Raw genomic sequence first — 21,694 nt, forward strand, 5'->3', positions numbered from 1 at the left:
CTTCTTATTTTGATCGCTCAAAAGGGCAGCAATGCCAAGTCAAACATCAGACAGGGTTTAGCGGTCCCGTGCGGCGTTTACGGACTTGTTACACTTGTGAGGAGGAAGCACGAGCTGCTGCTGCTTCCGAGTCGGACAGGTTGTGTCGTGCTGTAGGCAGTGGTTCTTTGACCCTTGAGGGACGCCCTGAAATCATGGCGGATCAACCTCTCATCCTTCAAGGGTTTCGTGGGCAAATCAATGGTCCATGGAAAGCCGCGACCGTTACCCACCGCTATGAAAAACAAAGCGGATACACAACAGAAATCACCTTTGAGGCACCAGACAAGGGAAAAGAGGCAGAGGAAAATAAACCTTGGAGAGACAGAAAATCAAAGGGTCAACTTGACCTTTGATCGGTGTTGAAGAGTATTGAGACCAAAATCAAAAGTTCGCACTTTGGTGTGGAGGTAAGGAATAGGTGCAACTTGCACCAATTGCTCAAAGAGCAATAGGATCAAGTTGATCCAATTGCATGAGTACAGCAATAGGGTAATGTTTACCCAATTCCTTAAAGGAGTAATGATGAAAACATTGCACAATTGCATACTGAAAAGGAATTCGGTCAAGTTGACCGAATTGCTTAAACGCTTTTTCTCTTTTTGATAGTATGCTTAGGATACAGAAAAATTATCAGTCAATTTGATTGATCATCTCAAATTGCGATTTTGAGTAGAAAAGAAAAAGGGGCTTTAAATACCCTTTTAAAGGTCTTTGAAGACCCTTTGAGAACCCCTTAAAAACTCTTTGAAAAAAAATAAATTGGTACAAAACCTAGTGGCAAAATATACAAAACCTGCTGGCAAGCTACACCGCTGGCAAGCTACAGCTGGCAAGCTACATACATACAACTGGCTGGGGAACTTGGATTCGAACCAAGATTGACGGAGTCAGAGTCCGCTGTTCTACCATTAAACTATTCCCCAATAAGCCAATTTTACCATTTCTAGCAGATTCTATAGTGTAGGCAAGTGCAAAAAATCTTTAGATTATCAATAATAAAGAGCGATAGGGATATCATTATAATCCCAGTAGTGGCGGTCTCAATGTTTTAGCATATAGCAATAAGCGAATAAAAACATATAAATAGAGCACACCGTGAACGGAAGCATCACAAACTCTTGTTGAAATATTCTCTATATAGGCATACTTTGTTAAAAGACAGCTACTAAATCATGGAGAATTAATGAGTAATATTTCCACTTATCCTGTTCCCCCAAACCTACAGTTGGTATATGTCTCAAATGTAGAATATTCTACCGCTTTTTACAAATTCATCTTCAAGAAAGAACCTGTGTTTACTTTGCCACGCTATGTTGCATTTGCTTTTTCGGGGGATGCACTCTTTGCTCTCTGATCTGGGGGCGATACGCCTGAGGAAAATGCACCTCGTTTTTCAGAAATCGGCATTATGTTGCCTAAGGGAGAGGACGTAGATAAGCTCTATGCGGAATGGAAAGAGCAAACCACTGTTGAGATAAATGTTTTGAAGGAACCGTATACTGATGTATTTGGACGTACCTTCCTAATCAAAGATCCAGACGGACACATTATTCGTGTTTGTCCACTGGATTAAAAAGCCTGAGATCCGATGTTTAATCGTCTGAATTATAATACCTGAATTATAATAATTGTCTGTTTCAAAAACCTATAAGCTATGCACGCTAAGAGGCTTACTTACGACGCGTGGCTTATCCGTTCGGTGCTGTTCCATTATATTCAGCCCCACAACTTGCCTGTTCCCACAGGCGGTCTCATTGGCTTGGACATCAGTCGGCGTTATTGCATGGCCAGTGATCAGTACCTGTAAATCATAGAAGCTATCCCTCATCGCCTTATGTGGAGTCTTTTGTTGGAATGGGAGGAATATTCTTTACAAGGAAATTGATATCTTTATGAAGTTAAAAAGGTATTGTACATAAAAACTAATAAAATCAATATATTAAGTGCAGTTATTTTGTATGAACCCACTTAAGAATCCATACTTTTATGCATGTTTGAATTGATCATTTTTTATATAAGATTGCCATGGATGAATAGACCATAAAAAGCAAATCATGATGCAAATATTATAACGCATGGGTGCATTCAAATGAAATGAAAAGCGGTTATCATTCATAACAGGTCATAAATTTTATGATACGTTTTTATCACAGCACAAATCACATTGTTTTAAATTTCAGTCGTTTGGAATTATCGATAACATAAATTGTATATGTTTAAGAATGGGATGTGTTTTGCTCTTTATTGGAGTGCAACCTTAAAAGGAATAATCGTTTGAAACTATCATAAGCTTATGGATTGAGTTCATAAAGATTGCATAAAAGAATTTAAAGACAAGATCGTTTTTAAAAACGCTTACTAAAAAGTTAGTAAATGATAGGCAGGCATTATATAGATACTATCATCACAATATAGAATGAAAATCACAATGTTATGTCTTATGAAACTGAAAACCTTTTAATGATATAACGCAAGCAAGCGAGCAAAAAACGTTTTAAAAGTTACAGTTTAAAAATACGAAACCAAATGAGCTCCCCCCCAAATTTGGGGGGCACCTATTGAAAAAAAGATGAGGCAGCAAAATTCAAAACCATTGTAACATCTAAGGCATGGGATTTTATTCAATTTTGAGTCAAAAGCTATAATGTTTAAAGATGGCTCTATTCTAAAGATAATGCCTCCAAAATTGGATTGGTTAATTTTGCCAACTCAAATTTGAGCTGGTTAATTTGCAAAGAAGTTACATTTGAGTGCAAAATGAAAAGATACTTATGAAAGCCTTATTGAGAAGACATTCATTTAAGATGCATTTTCTTTTGATTGGATTGATAAAGTTACCAAGCGTTTATAGATTCTATAATGCTAATGAATGATATCAAAATCATAGCTATCATTTACGTTTTTTTTGATAAGTTTTCATATTTCTAATAGAGCACTTGCAATATGATACGTTTTGTATATATGCATTCATTACTCCATTGTGGATGATTCATTTGAATCTTATAATCAATATCTGAAAGCCGCGTCATATCAATTGGCACGGCTTTCTTTTTTGAATTCTCTTTAGATAGGTTTATAGCTATTAGATAAGGCGTTCCATGCCTGTCATTTATTTGTTTGTATCCATAATCTTGATAATATTATTCGTTTTCATAAACCTCACATTTTGGGGGAACAACACTTACTTTTATTGTTTAATTTTGCATTGCCATAAACAGAGCCAGATATACGTGTATTACTATGGAAAGGATTTATTTGCGAGAGGATTACCAGACGATGTTTGCTTTGCTTGTGCAATTAAAGGGAAAGTCAATGATGTGCCTCAGATCCGAAAAATCTTTAGCCAATTTAAGATAAAAGGGGTTGGCACAGTCTTATACATGTGGTTCAAAGAATCCGCACCGGCTCAAGAGCTTATCATCTCAAATTGCAATTTTTAGAGGAAGAGAAAAATATGCATTAAAGGGATTTTAAATAACCCGTGGACGTTTTTGAAGATCCTTTGAAAAAAATAAATTGATGCAAAACCTGCTTTCAAATTATACAAAACCCGATGACAAGCTACAATCATTAAATACTGGCTGGCATTAAATACTGGCTGGGGAACTTGGATTCGAACCAAGATTGACGAAGTCAAAGTCCGCTGTTCTACCATTAAACTATTCCCCAATAAGCCAATTTTACTATCCCTAGCAGATTCTATAGTGCATGCAAGCGCAAAAAATATTTATGATTATCGATAATAAAGAGCGATAGGGATGTCATTAATTGTTTTGATTTGAATATCGACATCGTAAATGTCTTTAAGAATTTCTGGTTGCATAATTTCTTTTGGAGTCCCACAATAGGCCGCTTTCCCATTTTTCAATGCAACAATCATATCTGAGTAAGATGAGGCAAAATTAATATCGTGCATAACAATAAGAATGGTTTTTTTCAGTTCATCAGCTGTGCGGCGTAATTGCTTCATCATAGAAACGGCATGTTTCATATCCAGATTGTTTAATGGTTCATCTAAGAGAAGATAATCAGTGTCTTGGCAGATAACCATGGCTATAAAAGCGCGTTGACGCTGACCGCCAGAAAGCTCATCTAAAAAACGGTCTTTTAAATCTTGTAAGCCGAGATAGCGTAGCGCACTGTCGATAAATTGTTTATCTTCATGTGTATACCAGCCTTTTGAATAAGGATAGCGTCCGAAACTTACTAAATCGTACACGGTTAAGCGAAAAGACAAAGGATTTTCTTGACGCAGAATTGAGAGTTTTTGAGCCAAAATATCGTGGGGCATTTTATCAATATCAAAGCCGTCGATATGAATTGTACCATTATGGTGTGGCAAAAGACGTCTTATCAGCATTAAAAGAGTTGATTTTCCGGAACCATTGGGCCCAATGAGAGAAATAATCCCTCCTTTTGGAAGATGAAGGCATAAATTATCGATAATCAATCGTGCTCCGTAAGCCTTGGAAAGATGATTGATCTCAATCATTTTAGTTTTCCCTTCATCAGTAACATTAAGAAAACAATACCCCCACAAAACTCAATGATAAAACTTAAACGCCCTGCCATATGAAAAATTTGTTCTAAAATAAATTGTCCCCCCACCAAACAAATAATCGCTAACAATATTGCAATCGGCACAACAATACTGTGTTTTGCTTGAGGAGAAAGTTCATAGGCAAGGTTGGCAACCAACAGTCCAAAAAAGGTGACGGGGCCTACCAATGCGGTAGAAATGGAAACGAGAATGGAAACAAAAATAAGGACAGCTGTCGCACTTTTGTGGTAATTAACGCCAAGATTAAGAGCATTTTCACGTCCCAAAGCCAAAATATCAAGAAGATGACGGGAATGCCATCCAATCAGACTCACAATGAAGACAATAATTGTGGCAAAGCTTATTAATGGTGTATTGAATTTATTAAAATTTGCAAACATAATATCCGTTAAATTCATCATTTGGTCTGGATTTAGTTGCAATTGCATAAACATCCGTAAACTGAAAAAAAAGCCGCCTAAAACAACACCGATTAAAAGCGTCAAATGAAGCCCTTTTAGGCTTCCTGAAAAGAGCCAGCGAAAAAGGCTTATTGAAAAAAGAATAAGAATGAGGGCTTCAAGAACGAGCTGTCCTTCTTCATTCAAAAAGGGCAAAGAAAGAGAGCCTACAAAATACATTAGGGCAGTCTTTATTAAAATATAAAGCTGATCAAATCCCATAATTGAAGGGGTAAGAAGACGGTTATTAACGATTGTTTGAAATAAAACCGTAGAAACGCTTATTGCGTAGGCAATAAGAAGCAGAGAGGAAAGTTTTGTAAGACGAAATTTCCATGTATAAACATTGATATTCCACGTCATGTAAAGACTAATGACAGTGCATGCTATGATGATAAGTGTTGTTAGTACACATATTGTTTTTCTTCTTTTATCCAAGACGCTTTCTCCAGCGTAAAAGCAGTATCATAAAAATAAAACTACCGATTACACCCATTATGGTGCTGATGGGAATTTCAAGAGAGGGATGAATTATTCGTCCTAAAAGATCACAAATCAAGACCAATCCTGCACCGCTGATGGCTACCCAAGGAGCGGTATAGCGCATATTATCTCCCATGAAACTTGAAACAATATTTGGAATAATCAATCCAACAAAAGGAATACGGCCAATGGTACAGACAACAACAGCAGTGATTGAGGCGACAATAAAAAGACCAAAAAACATGACAACACGATAATTCAATCCAAGGTTATTGGTTAAATCTTCTCCCAAACTTGCAACCGTAAAGCGATCAGCAGTACAATAGGCCAGAATACAAAGGGGAAGGGATAACCATAAGAGTTCATATTTTCCTTCAAGAACCATCGCAAAACTGCCAAATAAGTAAGCTTGAAGAGAAGGGAGTAACATTTCATAATCTGCAATGGCATTGGTTAAAGAGCCAATAATATAGCTTAGCATAATCCCTGTAAGGGGTACAATGAGAGCAGATTTTAGAGGAATGCGTCGCAATAAAAACATAAAAAGTAAAGTGCCTGCCATGGCAAAAATTGTCGCAACGACCATTTTTCCTAAAACAGGGATATCGGGTAAAAAAATCATAATAAAAAGAATGCCAAGGGAAGCAGATTCAATGGTTCCCGTGGTTGATGGCTCGACAAAGCGATTGCGTGTCAATAGTTGCATAATCATACCTGAAAGTGCAAGTGCTGCGCCTACTAAAAGGATTGCAATGGTACGAGGAAGACGTGTTTGCCAAAAAATAAGCCACGCATGGGGATCGGCTGCGAATAGGTCAGAAGGTGTGACATCAGAATAACCAACAAAAATGCTGAGGATCGACAGGAAAATTAGAAGTGTTATGGTTATCCAGTAATTCTTCACGTTAAATCATTTTCTAACAAAATCTAAAAAAAGCAAAGACTGCTTAATAAACAACCTCTGCTTTTAAATTTTATTTATATAGCAAGCAAGCTCTTTTGTACGCTTATTTGCTCTTTGTAAAGGCTTCATTGATCTGCTGTGCGGTTTCAATGAGTGCCGTTAAACCACCATTTGCACGATACCAGCTCCAAGAGTCCAAATAAATAATTTGGTTTTGTTTGCTCGCTGTTGTGCGGTGAACAAGCTCATTGTTGAGCAATTGTGCTGCGGATTGTCCTTCCCGTCCAATGGCTGCATCGCGATCAATCACTAACAACCAATCAGGATTGGTTTCAAGAATGAATTCAGGAGAAATGAGTTGTCCATGTTTTTGCACGGTAAGTTTATCGGTTGCAGGGGCAATTCCAAAAGCGGAGTGAAAAATATCGAAACGTGATTTTGGTCCGAAAGCACTGATTTTTCCACCAGAAGTCATGAGTATGAGCCCAGTGCCTTTTCCTTTGGTATTTTTACGGACTTCAGCAAAAGCTTCATTGAGTTTTGCAATTTCCTTTTCTGCTTCTTGTGTTTTGCCAAAAATTTTTCCAAGGATAGACACATTTCGTTTAATATCTTCAAGAGAATTTTCGTTTTCTACTGTTAGATCAATTGTTGGAGCTATTTTGGATAAATCTTTATATTTTGCTTGAGTTCTGGAGGAAATAATAATCAAATCGGGTTGAAGAGTGGCAATTTTTTCATAATCTGGTTCAAAAACGGTTCCAATTCTTTCATATTTTTCATCATTAAATTGTTGCAGATAGGAAGGTTTTTTTCCTTCGGGAAGGCCGATAACGGCTTTGATACCAAGGCGATTCATATTATCTAGCGAAGCAAGATCAAACACAACAACCTTTTGCGGAGAAGCGGGAACAGAAGTCGTGCCTGAAACATGATCAATCGTTACATTTGTCTGGGTACTGGTATTTGCAATACTCGTATGAGTCCACAAAACCGTTGCAAAGCTGATGGCAACCAGTAAAACAGAAGTCATCCATTTCATATATTTTATCATCGTGATTTTATCCTTTTATCTGATATTACAAGGGGTTGTGCAATTAAAAACCTTAACTTAGGTATCTTTATGCACAAAATGAAGCGTAAATAAATAACACTATGTTGTAAAGTTGACTTACATATGTTACAAATTGTTCACTTACCTCATTTTCACTTAATTCTAGTGTTTTTGCAACATTATTTAGAAAGTTTGACATATGATCAATGTATTTAAAAAGCGTACACGTTTGTACGCACTGACAGCGAGCGCTCTTTTCCTTTTACAAGGTGTTGATGCTTCTATAGCGAGTAGTGGTGTTCCTGGTGGTGTTTCTGGTGGTGTTCCTGGTGGTGTTGGCGGTGTCCCACAGGGCGTTGGTGGTAGTGCCAATGCATGTAATGTAGCGGATAATAGAGAGGAGACGAACCCTTTATCACCTATTGTTTGTAGTGATAGAAAAAAACACTCAATACGTAATAGTACGATTGTGGTGCAGAAGAAGGGTGATACTGCTGTAACAGCGGGATGGATTGGTGTTGATGGAGAAGATGATGTTGCAGGACCAGAAGAAGCTACTGAACCGACAATTATTGAATTGAACTCTTCATCTCTTAAGAATAAACCTGGTTCAGAGACTGTGTCGGTTAAACCACAGTATGGGAGCGCTGTATTTGCATCACAAGATGGAGTGGTCAAATTGCAAAACTCATCGATTCATGATTTTGACACTGGGATTTACGCTTTATTTGGTGGAAAGGCCATTATAACAGGAGGGACAATCTCTAGTGCAAATATGGGTGTTGAGGCTGCGCATGAATCACTTATTCTGTTGAATAATACAACGATTACTGTGTCAGGTTCACAGGGGGGGAATGATGAAGAGGAAAAAGAGGTAATGGGTTTGCGTGCCAGCAATGGAACAGTAATAGATATGAAATCAGGGAAGGTTATTGTCCCGACAGGTGGATCTGTAGTTGTGGCAGAAAACGGCGGAATCATTCAATTAGATAAAGTTAATGTTACAATTGATCGCAGCAAATCTGGCGCTGCAGGACAGGGATTGAGTAGCTTTTTATTTACAGATGGAGGTTTTATTTCCTTTAAAAATGGAAACATTAATCATTCAGATTCTGTTGGTGTATGGGTCTTTGACAATGATGATGGAGATTCTAACAATGTTCAAGGAAATAATGATACAAGAGTGAGGCGTATTGAAATAGATGATCCTAGTAGCGAGTTTCTTGCTTCTTCGGAATATGCTAGCTATCTTATACCCAAAATTTTAGGCCAAAAGACAAGGACAGAAGTCGGTGAAGAAAGAACCGATGAAGTGGACTTTAGAATTAGGGCTTCTGTAAAATCTTCAACTATTAACTTGAGTGGTCAAACGTCTACAGGCGTATATTTTGATAATCAATCCGATAATTCAGAACAGAGCCAATTAAAAAGTAATCAATTACAAAATAAGGAGTCTTTAGTTTTTTTGCACGGCACTACTCTTAAGGTTCCAGATGGTACAGCCATTTTAGGTAAGAATATGAGAGGCTCTGTCCTTATAGATAGCGCATCGCAAGTGTCTGGTAATTCATTCTTACGAGCTGAAGCTACGTCTGAAGTGTCGGTTTTTGTTAATGATTCTATAGTTAGCGGTGAAGCTTATGTTGAAAAAGGTTCTCAGGGTAAGATTTTTTTATTCAATGGATCGCAGTGGCATGTAACGAAAAATAAATTTGGAAAGCCTCAAGATAGGGGGTGTGAGGATTCATGTGTTTCATTTGTAAAACTTAACAATTCTGATATTGGGCTTGTGCCTTTAGGAGATGAGGAGAATCCACAAGATTATAGTTATCCAATGCTTCGGATAGGAAATGGGAAAGGCACAGTTTACACCGCTTCTGGGGATTCTTATATTTATTTCGTTGCATTTGCGCAGGCTGGTGCATCAGAGGATTCTCAACTATCTGGTAGGCTTTTAATTCATGGTGATGTTTCTGGTCAAACTAAGGTGCATGTGCTTACACTGAAACCAAATGGTGAGGGTCGGCGAGGTCGGAGTGCTAAAGCTTATAAACCTCAGAGTATTTCAATTATTCAGGTTTATGGGGAGGCGAGCGAAGATTCTTTTAAACTGAATGGTGAGTATGTTACGATAGGCGGTTTACCTTATCAGTATGTTCTTCGTGCTTATGGTCCAGCTATTCCTTCGAAAATGCAGTATTTCGATAATACATTAATTAAAAATAGTAGAAGTGTTTGGGATTTTCGTTTAGAAGATAAACAATTGCCTTATGAGCGTAATTCTCTTTCTTTCGTAGGTGACAATAGGGAGAGGGCGAGAGTAAAGACTTCTTCCGCGCCATCTCGTGCAACTGTGGGAAGTGAGGTAGATAATTCTGCTGTAGGATCAAATCTTCCATCTGAAACTTCTGAAGCTAGACTACCTAATCAAGTTATTACTTCTGATGCGAATGAAACCTCTGCATTACTTAGGAGTTCTGAGACAGAGGAGGCAGATTGTACAGACGGCGGATATGATAGATACGTAGAGATTGGAGAATCTGAAGCTGTAACGTCTCTTTCTTCTCCTACTACGTCTTCTGTTATTTCTGCTGTATCTGAGGAGGGCGCACCTACTGATCCGGGGAGTGCTGGAACATCTGCAGCTGTAACGTCTCTTTCTTCTTCTACTACGTCTTCTGTTACTTCTACTGTATCTGAGGGGGGCGCATCTACTGATCTGAGGAGGGCTGGAACATCTGAAACTGTAACGTCTGTTCCTTCTTCTACTACGTCTCCTGTTGTTTCTGCTGCATCTCAGGAGGGGGCATCTGCTAATCTTGCAAGATCTGAGACATCTGAGTATAGCGTATATACTGTTTCATCTCCTTCATCTAGAGATAGAAGTTCGTTAAATTTAATGCCTTCAGGAGCTGATTCAGCTGCGAGATCTGATCGAGGTAAGATTTCTGTGATATCGACAGATGGGATTTCTGTATCATCTGGGCACACTATATCGAATAGGCTTCCATCTATAAAATCAGCAGCTTCCAGAAAGCCTTCTTCTAAGGTTTCTGTAACACCTGCTGCATCTTCTAGTCTAAATTCAACTGCTTCCATGAAGCATTCTACTTCTGAGATTTCTGTAAAACCTGTTGCCTCTTCTGGAGGAGCTGTTGGACGTATTCTTTTGCTTAATAATCCTGGTAAGGAAACGGTTTCTTCTACATGTGATGCCACACAGGATAATGGTGAGAAGGGGGCGCAAACTCCTTATTCGTGTAGTGATGGTAAATCACATACAGTGACAAATCTTACACTGAAAGCAAAGGATAAAACTCAACATTCTATGCATGCACAGAATGAAAATACAGTTATTAAGTTAGAGAATGCTACAATTATGGGGGGGGATGATAACAAAAGCAATGTTGATCTTACTAAATTACAGGCTGTGAGTGCTGTTCTTGCAGAAGACAATGCAAAAGTTGTTTTGGAAAAAAACTCAACAATTACATCTTCTGTAATTGGGCTTGAAGCTCAAAATGGTGGAAAGGTTATGATGACTGGTGGATCAGTTAATGCGCATTATGTGGGCGCTTTGGCGGGTTCTGGATCATCTGTTAATTTAAAGGATACGAGAATTAACGTGACGGGGGATTTGGCTGTGGCTGGTTTGGTAAGTCAGGCTGGTAAGGTGTCTATGGACTCTGGGGCTATTACTTTGGAAAAGGGAGTGGCTGTGAGGTCCGAAGCTGGGGGAAGCGTTGAGTTAGACAAAGTTAATATTACTGCGAAAAAAGGACAAGGTAAGTTAGATTTTGCAGATAACTTTGGGCGTGCAGCTTTGCTGTTGAGTGATAATGCTTCTGTTGTTTTTAAGAATGGGAGTATTGTGACTGATGCTCATGCTTTGTGGATTATGAAGTCTGATGATCAAGTGGTTGAGACAGGCTCTTCTAGGGGAAGGAGATCCTCTGAGGTTCGTCCTACGATGAATCATGCAAATATCGAGTCTTCAACTGTTAGGGTGGAAGGTGACGGAGTCTACGGCATATATTTTGATGGACTAATACAGAAAGAAGAGAGTCAACAAAATCGAAGTAAGGATTTAGCAACTCAGAAAACAAATGTTGTTAAGCGGAGTACTGTATCCAAACAGGAGAAAACACCTATAGGTGTAACAGGGGCAATTTCGTTGAAAAAAACTGATTTTGAAGTTGCAAATGGTATAGCGATCTATGGTAATAATTCTGTTGGTCATGTTTCATTAGAAAATAAGACAACTCTTGCTGGTGACTTGTTATTAAGAGCCGAGAATGGTTCGAATATATCGGTATCGGTTGATAGTTCTATTGTTAAAGGTGATGTTCGGATTGATAAAAGTTCTTATGCAAAATTAAACTTGGCTAATAGTTCACAGTGGATTCTAAAAACAAGTACGCAGAAGAATTTAGGTACTCTAGATTTAGGATGTGGGGATTCATGTATTTCTTTTGTAAGTCTTGTAAATAGTGCTATTAATTTTGCACCTTCGGAATCTGAAGGAAAATATCAGACTCTCCATATTGGAAATGGGAAAGGAATAGTTTATGCGGCACAGGGTGATGCTGTAATTTATCTCAATGCACGTTTAAATCCTCGTGATCCGAGTGATCAGCAAGTTACTGATCGGCTTGTAATTCATGGTGATGTTTCTGGAAAAACAAAAATACATGTACGAGGTGATGCGGGCAATGTAGGAGATGGTAAAGCGAATGCCAAGATTGCTCATACTGTTTCAATTATTCAGGTCTATGGTCAAGCAAAGAAAGACTCTTTCCAACTCGATGGCAATTATGTTGCACTGAGAAACTCACCTTACAAATATACTCTTCGTGCTTATGGTCCAGAAGCGACTTCGAAACAGGAGCATGTTCAGCAGAAATTTGTTAAGGATGGTGGAGAATTTTGGAACTTCCGTCTAGAAAATCAGTATGTTAAGTCTGTTGGATCTGCTGCCCTTCCTGAACAATTTGTAAGGTCTGTTGTTCCACAGGTTCCAACTTATCTTGTCTTGCCTAATAGCGTATTCCACGCTGGTTTGATGGATATTAGCAATCAAAATAAGCAATTGGAGACGTTGCGGATGACTTCTACAGGAATGGTAGAGGTTCGTGAAAATCCCGCTTTATACTTGCGCGGCTATGGTGGAAGTTACCGTTATGCTTCAGATCTTTCCGCACTTGAATATGGTTATGACGGCGATCTTAGTTATAATGGTGTAGAGGCAGGTGTTCTGCTGCAAACTATTGAAAATGCTGACAGTGCTATATCCTTTGGCGTTATGGGAACTTATGGAAAACTTTCTCTGCAGCCTTTGAATGTTGAGCAAAGCCAGAAGAGTGCATTTGATAAATGGACTGCTACGGTATATGGTAGCATGCAGCATAATGCTGGCTTCTATGTCGACGGTCTTTTATCCTATGGTCTGTTCAAAGGCGATGTTCTCACCCTTGCACGGGGTAAAACAGCAACATTAAAAGGTAATCCTTTGAGTGTTTCTTTAGTTGGTGGTCAGACAATTGCGACAGGATATAAGGGTTTTGTCTTTGATCCGCAGGTTCAGGTTGTGTATCAACATCTCCAGTTTAATAAAGCTCGTGATATTGACAATTTTGATATTGAAATGGGTAACCTTAATCAGTGGGTAGCACGTGTTGGTGGACGCTTAACCAAGATTCCTACAGGTTCTGAAGGCGTGAATGCTATTGCTTTCTATGGTAAGCTTTATCTTGCTCATGGTTTTGAAGGAAAACAGTCTGTGCATTTCAATGATGCTTTCAAGTTAGGAGCTTTTGGTTCCTCTATAGAGGCTGGATTAGGTTTTAATGCCAAATTGTTGCCACAGTTCTCTCTGCATGCTGATATTCTCTATCAACATAAGCTTAATAAGGTTGGTTTTTCGGGAACAAGTTTTTCCGGAGGAGTACGTTATCAGTTTTAATATAAGGTACACTATGTACCTTATTAGAAAAGGCAGCACATTGTGCTGCCTTTTCTCTTTATAACAACTTGTGTTGTTCTTAAAAAATCTCGTCTTCTTTATTAAGCAAAAAAGACATAGTTTGTTTTATGCATGAGAGCACTTTTCTCCGCTAAAGCGAATTTTCTTAAAATTTATGCTACTACTGATGCGATAGAGTGCTTCGCTTTTATCGGCTTTTAAAGCGTTCAGCAGACCGGTATGCGTTACGTTATCCTTTTTGGTACTGTATTGATATTATCTAATATAATATTTGATGTTTTCTAAAGCTCGTTTTTGAGCGTTTGTTTTCTACTGATTTAAGTCATTGTTTCATTCATCTCCTTGTGGATTAATTTTTAAAGTTCACAAGGTTTGATTGTGTTTTTAATTAATTGCACGCACCGGTTTTATTTTTTCTTTACACGAAATACAGAATGCATTATACACTTATAAAGTGTGTTTTGTAACTATTCTCTTATAGGTGGTTTTGGCGTAGAGCTTTTGCCAAATTTATTGGGATAATTCATTGCACAGTTCAGATGAGCATGAGGCATGTTCTTTTGTTACACTTTTCGTATTTTTGAGGTGTGCAATGGGGTGTTTTGTAAGTGCTTTTGTTTTTAATGAGAGGGGAAGGAAAGTTTCGAGGGAACTATGATTAAAGTTTTTAGAAATCATGTATGTTTATGTGCTTGTACAACCGCTATCCTCTCTTTGCTTCAAAATGGAGCAATGGTTGAAGCAAGTGTTAAAGGGCATTATAGTACGTCTTCTTATGGTATTAGCAATATCGAGACCGATGTTTATGTCGTCCCAATTGCCCCCACTGTTCCAAACAGCAGTTATTTTATCAGTAGTGTTGATGGATATCCTATTAGGGATAATTTTTCTAACTTTTTCAGTGGATACAGTGAGGAAAAAGAAGGTGTATACGGCCGTGAAATATATGAAAATAATAAGCTTATATTACATGATGGTGCATATTATATATGCGATAATTGTGAAAAAGACAAAATTGATAATCGGTCTTATAAAGCTGTACGTGGGGGGAAACCGTCGAGCGTTACTGCTATAACGGTGAAAGGAATAGGTACAGAAGTTTGCGGGAAGGGTGTAACGGTTAGTAGTCAAGTTGCTGATAAAACTTTTCTAATGGGGGTGCATGTATTAGAGAACGGTAAGATTGTTTTGGAAGATCCGATTATCAAAGGCACAATTATAGCCCTTCGTGCGAGTAATGGCGTGATTGAGGTAAAAAATGGAAAGATTGTGGAGAACCATGAGGGTGTTGATGCAGCAGAGAAATCGTTTGTTCTTTTAGAAGATACAAAAGTTAAGACCGCTAATGGGAATGCAAGTCTTTTAAGTTATGATCATTCAGAAATTTGGATGTCAGGTGGATCAGTTGATTTTATGAACAGCCATGGGATTTCTTCGATGTTAGGTGGAAAAGTAAATCTCGAGAATGTTAAAATTACTGGGAAAGGTAAAGAAAAAAATTCGGATAATCATGCGGTTTTGCGTACGGATTTAGGGGGGGCTGTTAATTTAGAGGGTACTATTGTTAGTACTGGTGGGGGTGTCCATGGCATATTATTAGAAAATAAAGTTAATTCTATTCCTCTTCAGGAAGTTAAAAATTTATCAAATGAGGATTCTGATTCAAAGATTCCTGTGACTGAAGTTAATATGAAATCCTCTTCTGTTACCGTAAATGGTAAGGGATCTTATGGTATCTATTTTCGGGGAGAGAAGCCATGGAGTGAAGGTGGGGATAAAAAAGAAGAAATTTCATCAGAGGAAGAAAAAGTTCCACCACGATTAGAAGTTGTTAATTTGGATAAAACAGAGTTTTCTGTTTTAGACGATGCGGCTCTTTATGGTAAAAACATGATTTCTGGTGCGGTGGGGTTGGTACACAGCACTCTTCGTTCAGGGAATTTTTTATTAAAAGCTGAGGAAGGTGCTTCTATAACAGTTTTGGCGGATGCTTCTACTCTTGAGGGTCGCACACACGTTGATAAAAATTCTAATGCTGAGCTTTATTTAGGAGGTCATTCTCAATGGATTTTACAACAACCGTTGCAAAAAGATCAACACGAGGCTGCACATGATTCTTCTATTTCACTCGTGAGTCTTATGGATGAGAGCTCTATTAATTTTAAAAGACACGAATCTTCTTCTGTTGATGATTATCAAACCCTTCGTGTGGGAAAGGGAAAGGGTGAAGTTTATAAAGCACAGGGCGGTGCCTCTATTTCTCTTAATACATACCTGAATAGTGGTGGTGCTCTTGATCATCAAAAGACTGATCGTGTTTTAATTCATGGTGATGTTTCGGGAAAAACAAAGCTCCAAGTGCATGGAGTTGCAGGAAGTCCAGGAGGATATACGGGAAAGGGGGGGAATGCTGAAGGTATTTCAATCATTCAGGTTTCTGGAGAAGCAAAGCAAGATTCTTTTCAGTTGGAAGGTGGTTATGTAGTGTTAAACGCATTACCTTATCAGTATAAGCTTTATAGTTATGGTCCAGAATCTGAGTTTGGAAAAGCAAGTATGGATCAGAGATTAGTTGAAGGGAACGGAGATTTTTGGGATTTCCGCCTTGAAAGTAGATCTATAGATTCTGATGTTAAACCTAAACCAGATCCTGACCCAATTCCAGGACCAGAACCTTTTCCAGAACCAGCTCCGGAGCCTCATCCTCGTCCTAAGCCGGGCGTTAAGGCTGTTGTTCCGCAGGTTCCGACTTATCTCCTTTTGCCTAATGCCTTACGTCATATTGGTTTGATGAATGTTAACAATCAAAATAAGCGATTAGAAGCTTTGCGAATTGCTTCTGGGGGCTTATTAGAAAGTCGTGAAAATCCTTTCTTTTTTGTGAGCGGTTATGGCGGCAATCATCGTTATACTTCAAATCTTTCTGCGCTTGAATATGGTTATGGCGGCGAGTTTGATTATAATGCACTAGAGGCTGGTGTTTTGCTGAAAGCAATCGAAAATACGTATGGTTCCACTTCTTTTGGAATTATCGGGGCTTACGAGAGATTTTCTTTGCAACCTTTGAATGTTGAGCAGAGTCAAAAAAGTACATTTGATAAATGGTCAGTTACAGCATATGGTGGTATGCAGCATGATGCGGGTTTTTACGTTGATGGTCTTGTGTCTTATGGGTTTTTTAAGGGTGATGTTCTAACAACCGCACGGGGCAAGACGGCAACATTAAAGGGAAATCCTTTAAGTGCTTCATTGACTGCTGGTAAAACATTTATGGTAGGAGAGGACGGTTTTGTTTTTGATCCTCAAGTTCAGGTTGTTTATCAATATCTTCAATTTAATAAGGTGCGTGATGTGGACGGCTTTGATATTGATTTAGGAAAGCTTCATCAATGGATAGGGCGTGTTGGGGGGCGTTTAACAAAGAGGCTGGTCGCTACTGATGAGGCTCAAGTTATTTCTTTCTATGGCAAGCTTCATCTTGCTCATGGTTTTGAAGGAAAACAATTTGTGCATTTTAAAGATGCTTTTCAGCTAGGTGCTTTTGGTTCTTCATTAGAAACTGGGTTAGGTTTTAATGCCCAATTGTCTCAAAAATTTGCGCTTTACGGCGATTTGGTTTATCAGCACAAACTAACGAAAGCTGGTTTTTCTGGAACGAGTTTTTCAGGTGGATTGCGTTATCATTTCTAGTGTTGTTCCTGTTTTTGATTAATCTTTCAAAAAGCCACAAGTTGTACTTGTGGCTTTTTCTCATTCTCTATTCATCTTGTGTTATAGCATTTTTACGAGAGTGTGACTTTGCATATCTTTAATATGCTTTTAGGTTGGACTTCTTTCATTTTTTTGAAAAGTCTGAAGGCTTGTACGTTATTGTTTCAAAACGCGTATTTCAGAGTGATTATTATATCATTTATAATGTTTTGATTTATAAAGATATTTTTAATTTAGGGTGCTGAAATATTTTCAATGCTCTTATGATGAATCCATAAAAAGCATTCCTTTGTCTATTATATGTAAAATTGGCAGGTGGATAATCATTTAAGAAAGGAGTCAATATAATTTGGGGAATTATATTAAGAGGAGATGATTTACAATATTAGAAATTGGCAAAGACAAAGATGCTACTCAGGCGCGATGAGGACTGTATCCGATGAACTTTATATTATATCCGCTGTCGTTGTGAAATGGGGATGGAAATAATGAGATATATCTGAGAAAATTGGTGAATGAGAAACATAATGATATATTGTTTTGGAAAATATGTTTTCTTCAAAGGAATTCGATAAATAACAGGATGAAGTCATGTGTCATCTTCACTTTTTAAAAGTACGGCTCTGAATGCTTTCGACTGTTGTAAAGTTGAATTAAAAGGAGATAGTAAAATCGGAACTGATTTTTACATGTCCTTACCCTTTATTAGGCTATCTTGCCATGAATATTGCCTAAAAATGCATATGTAAACTCTTGTTTCTCAATTTTGGCATATGTTTTGTCTGCTTACAAAGTACATATTGTTTCAATATAAAATCTATCGTGAGGATGTTGATTATGTCAGCTCTGGGGGGTGATTAGACAGCAGTTAAAGTAGGTGTTTTTAATGCATGTCAATTGATTAAGGGTGTTTTTGAATAACAACTTTAAAGGTGATTTTTCTGTCGTTTTTCAGTTATATTTTGCAAATTATTTGTAAAAGCAACAGATTTAGATTGTATTTTCGAGTAATTTTTTAATTTCATATTTACATAAAACACAAAAAATATTAATAGGTTCTCCATCTTTAAACCAAAACGTATTAAATTTTCTGGTTAAGTTTTTAATACGTTATGTATTGCTCTATAATGGGGCAGAATTATGGTGTAATTATGGTCAATCTATTTAAAAATCGTTTCTCCTTATATACTTTTACAACGGCAATCCTATTTTTGACACACAATGTTGATGTTTTTGCACACAATGCTGCAGCTCAAGTTTCCTCTGGAAAAAAGCAATCTTCATGTGATCAGAATGCAGTATTTTATCAGTGTGATGATGGTGGAAATCATGAAATTAATAATAAAGTTTATTCTTTGACGGATAAAAATGTTAATGGTGTTCATGGAGCCATGGAGGTATCTAAGGAAAATACAATTATTCGTGGCAAGAATATAACTGTTAAGGATATTTTGGATGAAAAGAATAACTCGGAAAACAATTTTTGGAAATATGGAGTAAAGGTATCAGAAAAGGCGGACGTCTTTCTGAGCGATTCCACGTTGAGTGGGGTTTTAGTGGGGGTGGAAGCTCAAGGTGGATTCATCGTAATGTCTGGTGGATCAATTGATGCAATCAAAGTGGGGGCTGTTGCTGGAGGAAAATCTCAAAGTAGAGTTGATTTAACGAATACGAAAATTAGCTTAGGGAGTGTTGGGGTTAAAGCAGGAGAAAAAGGATATTTTATTTTAGAGGGTGTCTCTATTACCGGAAAAGGTAGTACTGGCAAGGGGGGGCAGGGGCTGGATGTAGGTCGTCAGAGTGATAATGCTGCCTTTCATGTATTTAAAGATGGTTATATTCTGTTTGTGAAAGGTTCTATTGATGTTACTGATGCTCATGGGCTTTTATTGCAGGGAAATGAAGACCCTCAGGTTGATATTGGAGATTCCAATATTACAGTGAAGGGTCATACATTTTATGGTGTGCACTTTGAAGGTGAGGCTGTATCAGAGGGCTCTTCAAAGGGAAAATTATCGCGTGTTGATTTGAAAAAGACGCATTTTGTAGTTCCAGATAGTATAGCTCTTTACAGCAGTAAATCTGGAAAGTCTTATATATCTTTAAAGGAAACAAAGCTTTTTGGAGATTTGTTGCTGAAGACTGATAGTAACTCTTCTATAAAGGTTGTTGCTGATGCTTCTGCACTTGTCGGTCAAACTCAGGTTGATAATAGTTCTACAGTTGATCTTGACTTGAAAAATAATTCACAGTGGGTTTTATTGCAACCAAGACATAAAAAATTAGAAGATCCTAATTATAGAGGTGTTGCGTTTATTTCATCGGTAAGTCTTTCTAATAGTTCTATTATTTTTAAAAAACCAAAGTCCAGTACTGATCATGCATATCAAACGCTTTATATTGGAAAAGGAACAGGTATTGTTTATAAGGGTTTGAGTGGCGCTTGGATTCATTTGAATGCACGTTTAAATCCTAATGATACAAGTGGTAATCAAGTAACGGATCGGCTCCTCATTCATGGAGATGTTTTGGGAAAAACTATAGTCCATATACAAGGGGTTGCGGGAGGTTTAGAAGAAAAAAACAAAAAAGCGCATAGTGTTTCAATTATTCAAGTTTATGGAGATGCATCGTATGACTCTTTTCAACTGAATGGACAGTATGTTGCATTGGATGGCGCGCCTTATAAATATGTTCTTCGGTCTTATGGCCCAAGTGCTACTAGAGGGGAGGAGCATGTTAAACAGAGATTTGCTTTGAACGGAGGAGCATTTTGGAATTTTCGTTTAGAAAATGAATATGTTCAAACATCTGCTGATTATAGAGAAACTCCTATGGTTTCTAAACGTACACTTCCTGCATATGCTTCTTTTGAGGATGTTGTTCCAGAATCTTCTGAGGATATTGTTCCAGCATCTTCTGAGGATGTTGTTCCAGCATCTTCTGAGGATGTTGTTCCGGTGTCTTCTGCGGATATTGTCCCAGCATCTTCTGGTGATGTTGTTTCGGTGTCTTCTGCGGATGTTGTTCCGGCGTCTTCTGGTGATGTTGTTCCGGCGTCTTTTGCGGATAGTCTTTCTAAGATTGAAAATGTTTTCCCATCTGGACGAGGTGTGAGATCTGTTGTTCCTCAGGTACCAACTTATCTGCTTTTGCCAAATAGTTTATTCCATGCTGGTTTAATGGATATCAGCAATCAAAACAAGCAGTTGGAGATAGTACGGACTCATCCTAGTGGAATGTTGGAAATTCGTGAAAATTCTGCTTCATTTTTGCGTGGCTATGGTGGAAGTTATCGTTATGTCTCAGATTTATCTGCGCTTAAATATGGTTATGGGGGAGATCTAGGGTACTATGCGCTAGAGACAGGTGTTTTGCTACAAAAAATTGAAAATGTTGACAGTGCTATATCCTTTGGGGTTATGGGGTCTTATGGAAAGCTTTCTCTACAGCCTCGAGATGTTGCACAAAGCCAAAAAAGTACATTTGATAAATGGACTGCTACAGTCTATGGCAGTATGCAGCATGATGCAGGATTCTATGTTGATGGTCTTTTATCCTATGGTCTGTTTAAGGGAGATGTTCTGACAACTGCACGGGGTAAGACTGCAACATTGAAGGGTAACCCTTTAAGTGTTTCCTTGATGAGTGGTCAGAAAATTGCCACAGGATATGAAGGTGTTGTTTTTGATCCACAGGTTCAGGTTGTTTATCAACATCTTCAATTTAATGAGGCCCGCGATATTGATAATTTTAATATTGAGATGGATAAACTTGATCAATTGATGGTGCGTGTGGGTGGTCGTTTGATGAAGACTCTTACTGCACCTGAAAAAGATCGTGATGTTTCTTTCTATGGAAAGATTCATTTTGCCCATGATTTTGGCAAAGAAAGAGCTGTGCGCTTTAAAGATTCTTTCCAATTAGGGGCTTTTGGTTCTTCTCTAGAGGCTGGATTAGGTCTTAATGCTCGCTTGTCTCAAAAATTTGCGCTTCATGGTGATTTGGTTTATCAGCATAAGTTGAGCAAAGGTGGTTTTTCTGGAATCAGTTTTTCTGGTGGATTGCGCTATCGTTTTTAGGTGATCATCTTGGGGTAAGTTGTTTAAAAAGCCACAAGCATAGCTTGTGGCTTTTTATTATTTGTTTGCAACTTTTTAAATAAGCTTTTTAAAAAAATGTTTTTTTTGCATGAGCGAGTTTGTTTCTTTTTAGAAACAAGATAAGGCTTTCTGGTTTGCAGTTTTCGCTTTTTATGCTGTTTTTCTTCTTTGAGTGTATTTTTATTAAATTCTCTTGAAACCATCGCTTTGGGGTAGAATTTCTATTTATATTTTTACGCGTATTTATAAATAATACAATTTTAAATTGTGATATTTTGAGATTCTGGCTTTACATAAAACATGTGGTCGATATATAAAATACAAAACGTATTTTAAATTATTACGCGTAACCAAAGTTATTAAACAGAACGCGTTTTTTTTGTTTTTAGGGAAGGGGAAGAAAGTTTGTAGAA

The 21,694-nt window shown here is 37.8% G+C and carries 9 protein-coding genes, 2 tRNA genes and 3 pseudogenes; 7 read left to right on the top strand and 7 right to left on the bottom strand.

What is annotated here, in order from left to right:
• Positions 1–395: pseudogene (locus ACFILA_RS07610) on the top strand (late control protein); the annotation flags it as partial.
• Positions 396–891: 496 nt separating this feature from the next.
• Here ACFILA_RS07610 and ACFILA_RS07615 read toward each other — a convergent pair.
• Positions 892–965 (bottom strand) — tRNA-Gln (locus tag ACFILA_RS07615).
• Between the two features lie 260 nt (positions 966–1,225).
• Between ACFILA_RS07615 and ACFILA_RS07620 the strand changes: the two genes are divergently transcribed.
• From ACFILA_RS07620 to ACFILA_RS07630, 3 genes and pseudogenes are all read left to right on the top strand, one after another.
• Positions 1,226–1,396, top strand: a complete 171-nt coding sequence (locus ACFILA_RS07620; protein WP_375643604.1) for a hypothetical protein — start codon at positions 1,226–1,228, stop codon at positions 1,394–1,396.
• A 27-nt stretch (positions 1,397–1,423) separates the two neighbouring features.
• Positions 1,424–1,615, top strand: a pseudogene (locus tag ACFILA_RS07625) (glyoxalase); the annotation flags it as partial.
• Positions 1,616–3,281: 1,666 nt separating this feature from the next.
• Positions 3,282–3,482, top strand: a pseudogene (locus ACFILA_RS07630) (DNA adenine methylase); the annotation flags it as partial.
• A gap of 155 nt (positions 3,483–3,637) precedes the next feature.
• Here the strand turns inward: ACFILA_RS07630 and ACFILA_RS07635 are convergent.
• From ACFILA_RS07635 to ACFILA_RS07655, 5 genes are all read right to left on the bottom strand, one after another.
• Positions 3,638–3,711 (bottom strand) — tRNA-Gln (locus ACFILA_RS07635).
• 64 nt (positions 3,712–3,775) lie between these two features.
• Entirely contained in the window at positions 3,776–4,534 is a 759-nt protein-coding gene (locus ACFILA_RS07640; protein WP_375623948.1) for an ABC transporter ATP-binding protein, read from the bottom strand.
• On the bottom strand, positions 4,531–5,406 hold the full coding sequence (locus ACFILA_RS07645; RefSeq protein WP_375660927.1) for an iron chelate uptake ABC transporter family permease subunit: 876 nt from the start codon (positions 5,404–5,406) through the stop codon (positions 4,531–4,533). The genes ACFILA_RS07640 and ACFILA_RS07645 overlap by 4 nt, the downstream gene beginning before the upstream one ends.
• A 67-nt stretch (positions 5,407–5,473) precedes the next feature.
• Positions 5,474–6,430, bottom strand: coding sequence for an iron chelate uptake ABC transporter family permease subunit (locus tag ACFILA_RS07650; protein WP_273791483.1), 957 nt, complete (start codon positions 6,428–6,430; stop codon positions 5,474–5,476).
• 103 nt (positions 6,431–6,533) lie between these two features.
• Positions 6,534–7,484 (bottom strand): siderophore ABC transporter substrate-binding protein, encoded by a 951-nt coding sequence (locus tag ACFILA_RS07655; RefSeq protein WP_375660928.1) that lies wholly within the window; start codon positions 7,482–7,484, stop codon positions 6,534–6,536.
• A gap of 199 nt (positions 7,485–7,683) precedes the next feature.
• Here ACFILA_RS07655 and ACFILA_RS07660 point away from each other — a divergent pair, with 199 nt between their 5' ends.
• From ACFILA_RS07660 to ACFILA_RS07670, 3 genes are all read left to right on the top strand, one after another.
• On the top strand, positions 7,684–13,446 hold the full coding sequence (locus ACFILA_RS07660; RefSeq protein WP_375660929.1) for an autotransporter outer membrane beta-barrel domain-containing protein: 5,763 nt from the start codon (positions 7,684–7,686) through the stop codon (positions 13,444–13,446).
• 675 nt (positions 13,447–14,121) lie between these two features.
• Positions 14,122–17,157 carry an autotransporter outer membrane beta-barrel domain-containing protein gene (locus ACFILA_RS07665; protein ID WP_375660930.1) on the top strand — a complete coding sequence of 1,012 codons (3,036 nt, stop codon included), beginning with the start codon at positions 14,122–14,124 and terminating at the stop codon, positions 17,155–17,157.
• 1,172 nt (positions 17,158–18,329) lie between these two features.
• Positions 18,330–21,260, top strand: a complete 2,931-nt coding sequence (locus ACFILA_RS07670; RefSeq protein ID WP_375660931.1) for an autotransporter outer membrane beta-barrel domain-containing protein — start codon at positions 18,330–18,332, stop codon at positions 21,258–21,260.
• A gap of 23 nt (positions 21,261–21,283) precedes the next feature.
• Here ACFILA_RS07670 and ACFILA_RS07675 read toward each other — a convergent pair whose 3' ends face one another.
• Entirely contained in the window at positions 21,284–21,484 is a 201-nt protein-coding gene (locus tag ACFILA_RS07675; protein WP_375660932.1) for a hypothetical protein, read from the bottom strand.
• Between the last annotated feature and the right edge of the window lie 210 nt (positions 21,485–21,694).

It is taken from the genome of Bartonella sp. CL71SXKL (assembly GCF_042194935.1).
Classification (GTDB): domain Bacteria; phylum Pseudomonadota; class Alphaproteobacteria; order Rhizobiales; family Rhizobiaceae; genus Bartonella.

What these genes read in the sequence shown, in the direction of transcription:
- ACFILA_RS07675 (WP_375660932.1), bottom strand. Translation starts at nt 21,484, where the DNA reads ATGGTTTCAAGAGAATTTAATAAAAATACACTCAAAGAAGAAAAACAG.
- ACFILA_RS07640 (WP_375623948.1), bottom strand. Translation starts at nt 4,534, where the DNA reads ATGATTGAGATCAATCATCTTTCCAAGGCTTACGGAGCACGATTGATT.
- ACFILA_RS07620 (WP_375643604.1), top strand. Translation starts at nt 1,226, where the DNA reads ATGAGTAATATTTCCACTTATCCTGTTCCCCCAAACCTACAGTTGGTA.
- ACFILA_RS07645 (WP_375660927.1), bottom strand. Translation starts at nt 5,406, where the DNA reads ATGACGTGGAATATCAATGTTTATACATGGAAATTTCGTCTTACAAAA.
- ACFILA_RS07655 (WP_375660928.1), bottom strand. Translation starts at nt 7,484, where the DNA reads ATGATAAAATATATGAAATGGATGACTTCTGTTTTACTGGTTGCCATC.
- ACFILA_RS07660 (WP_375660929.1), top strand. Translation starts at nt 7,684, where the DNA reads ATGATCAATGTATTTAAAAAGCGTACACGTTTGTACGCACTGACAGCG.
- ACFILA_RS07665 (WP_375660930.1), top strand. Translation starts at nt 14,122, where the DNA reads ATGATTAAAGTTTTTAGAAATCATGTATGTTTATGTGCTTGTACAACC.
- ACFILA_RS07670 (WP_375660931.1), top strand. Translation starts at nt 18,330, where the DNA reads ATGGTCAATCTATTTAAAAATCGTTTCTCCTTATATACTTTTACAACG.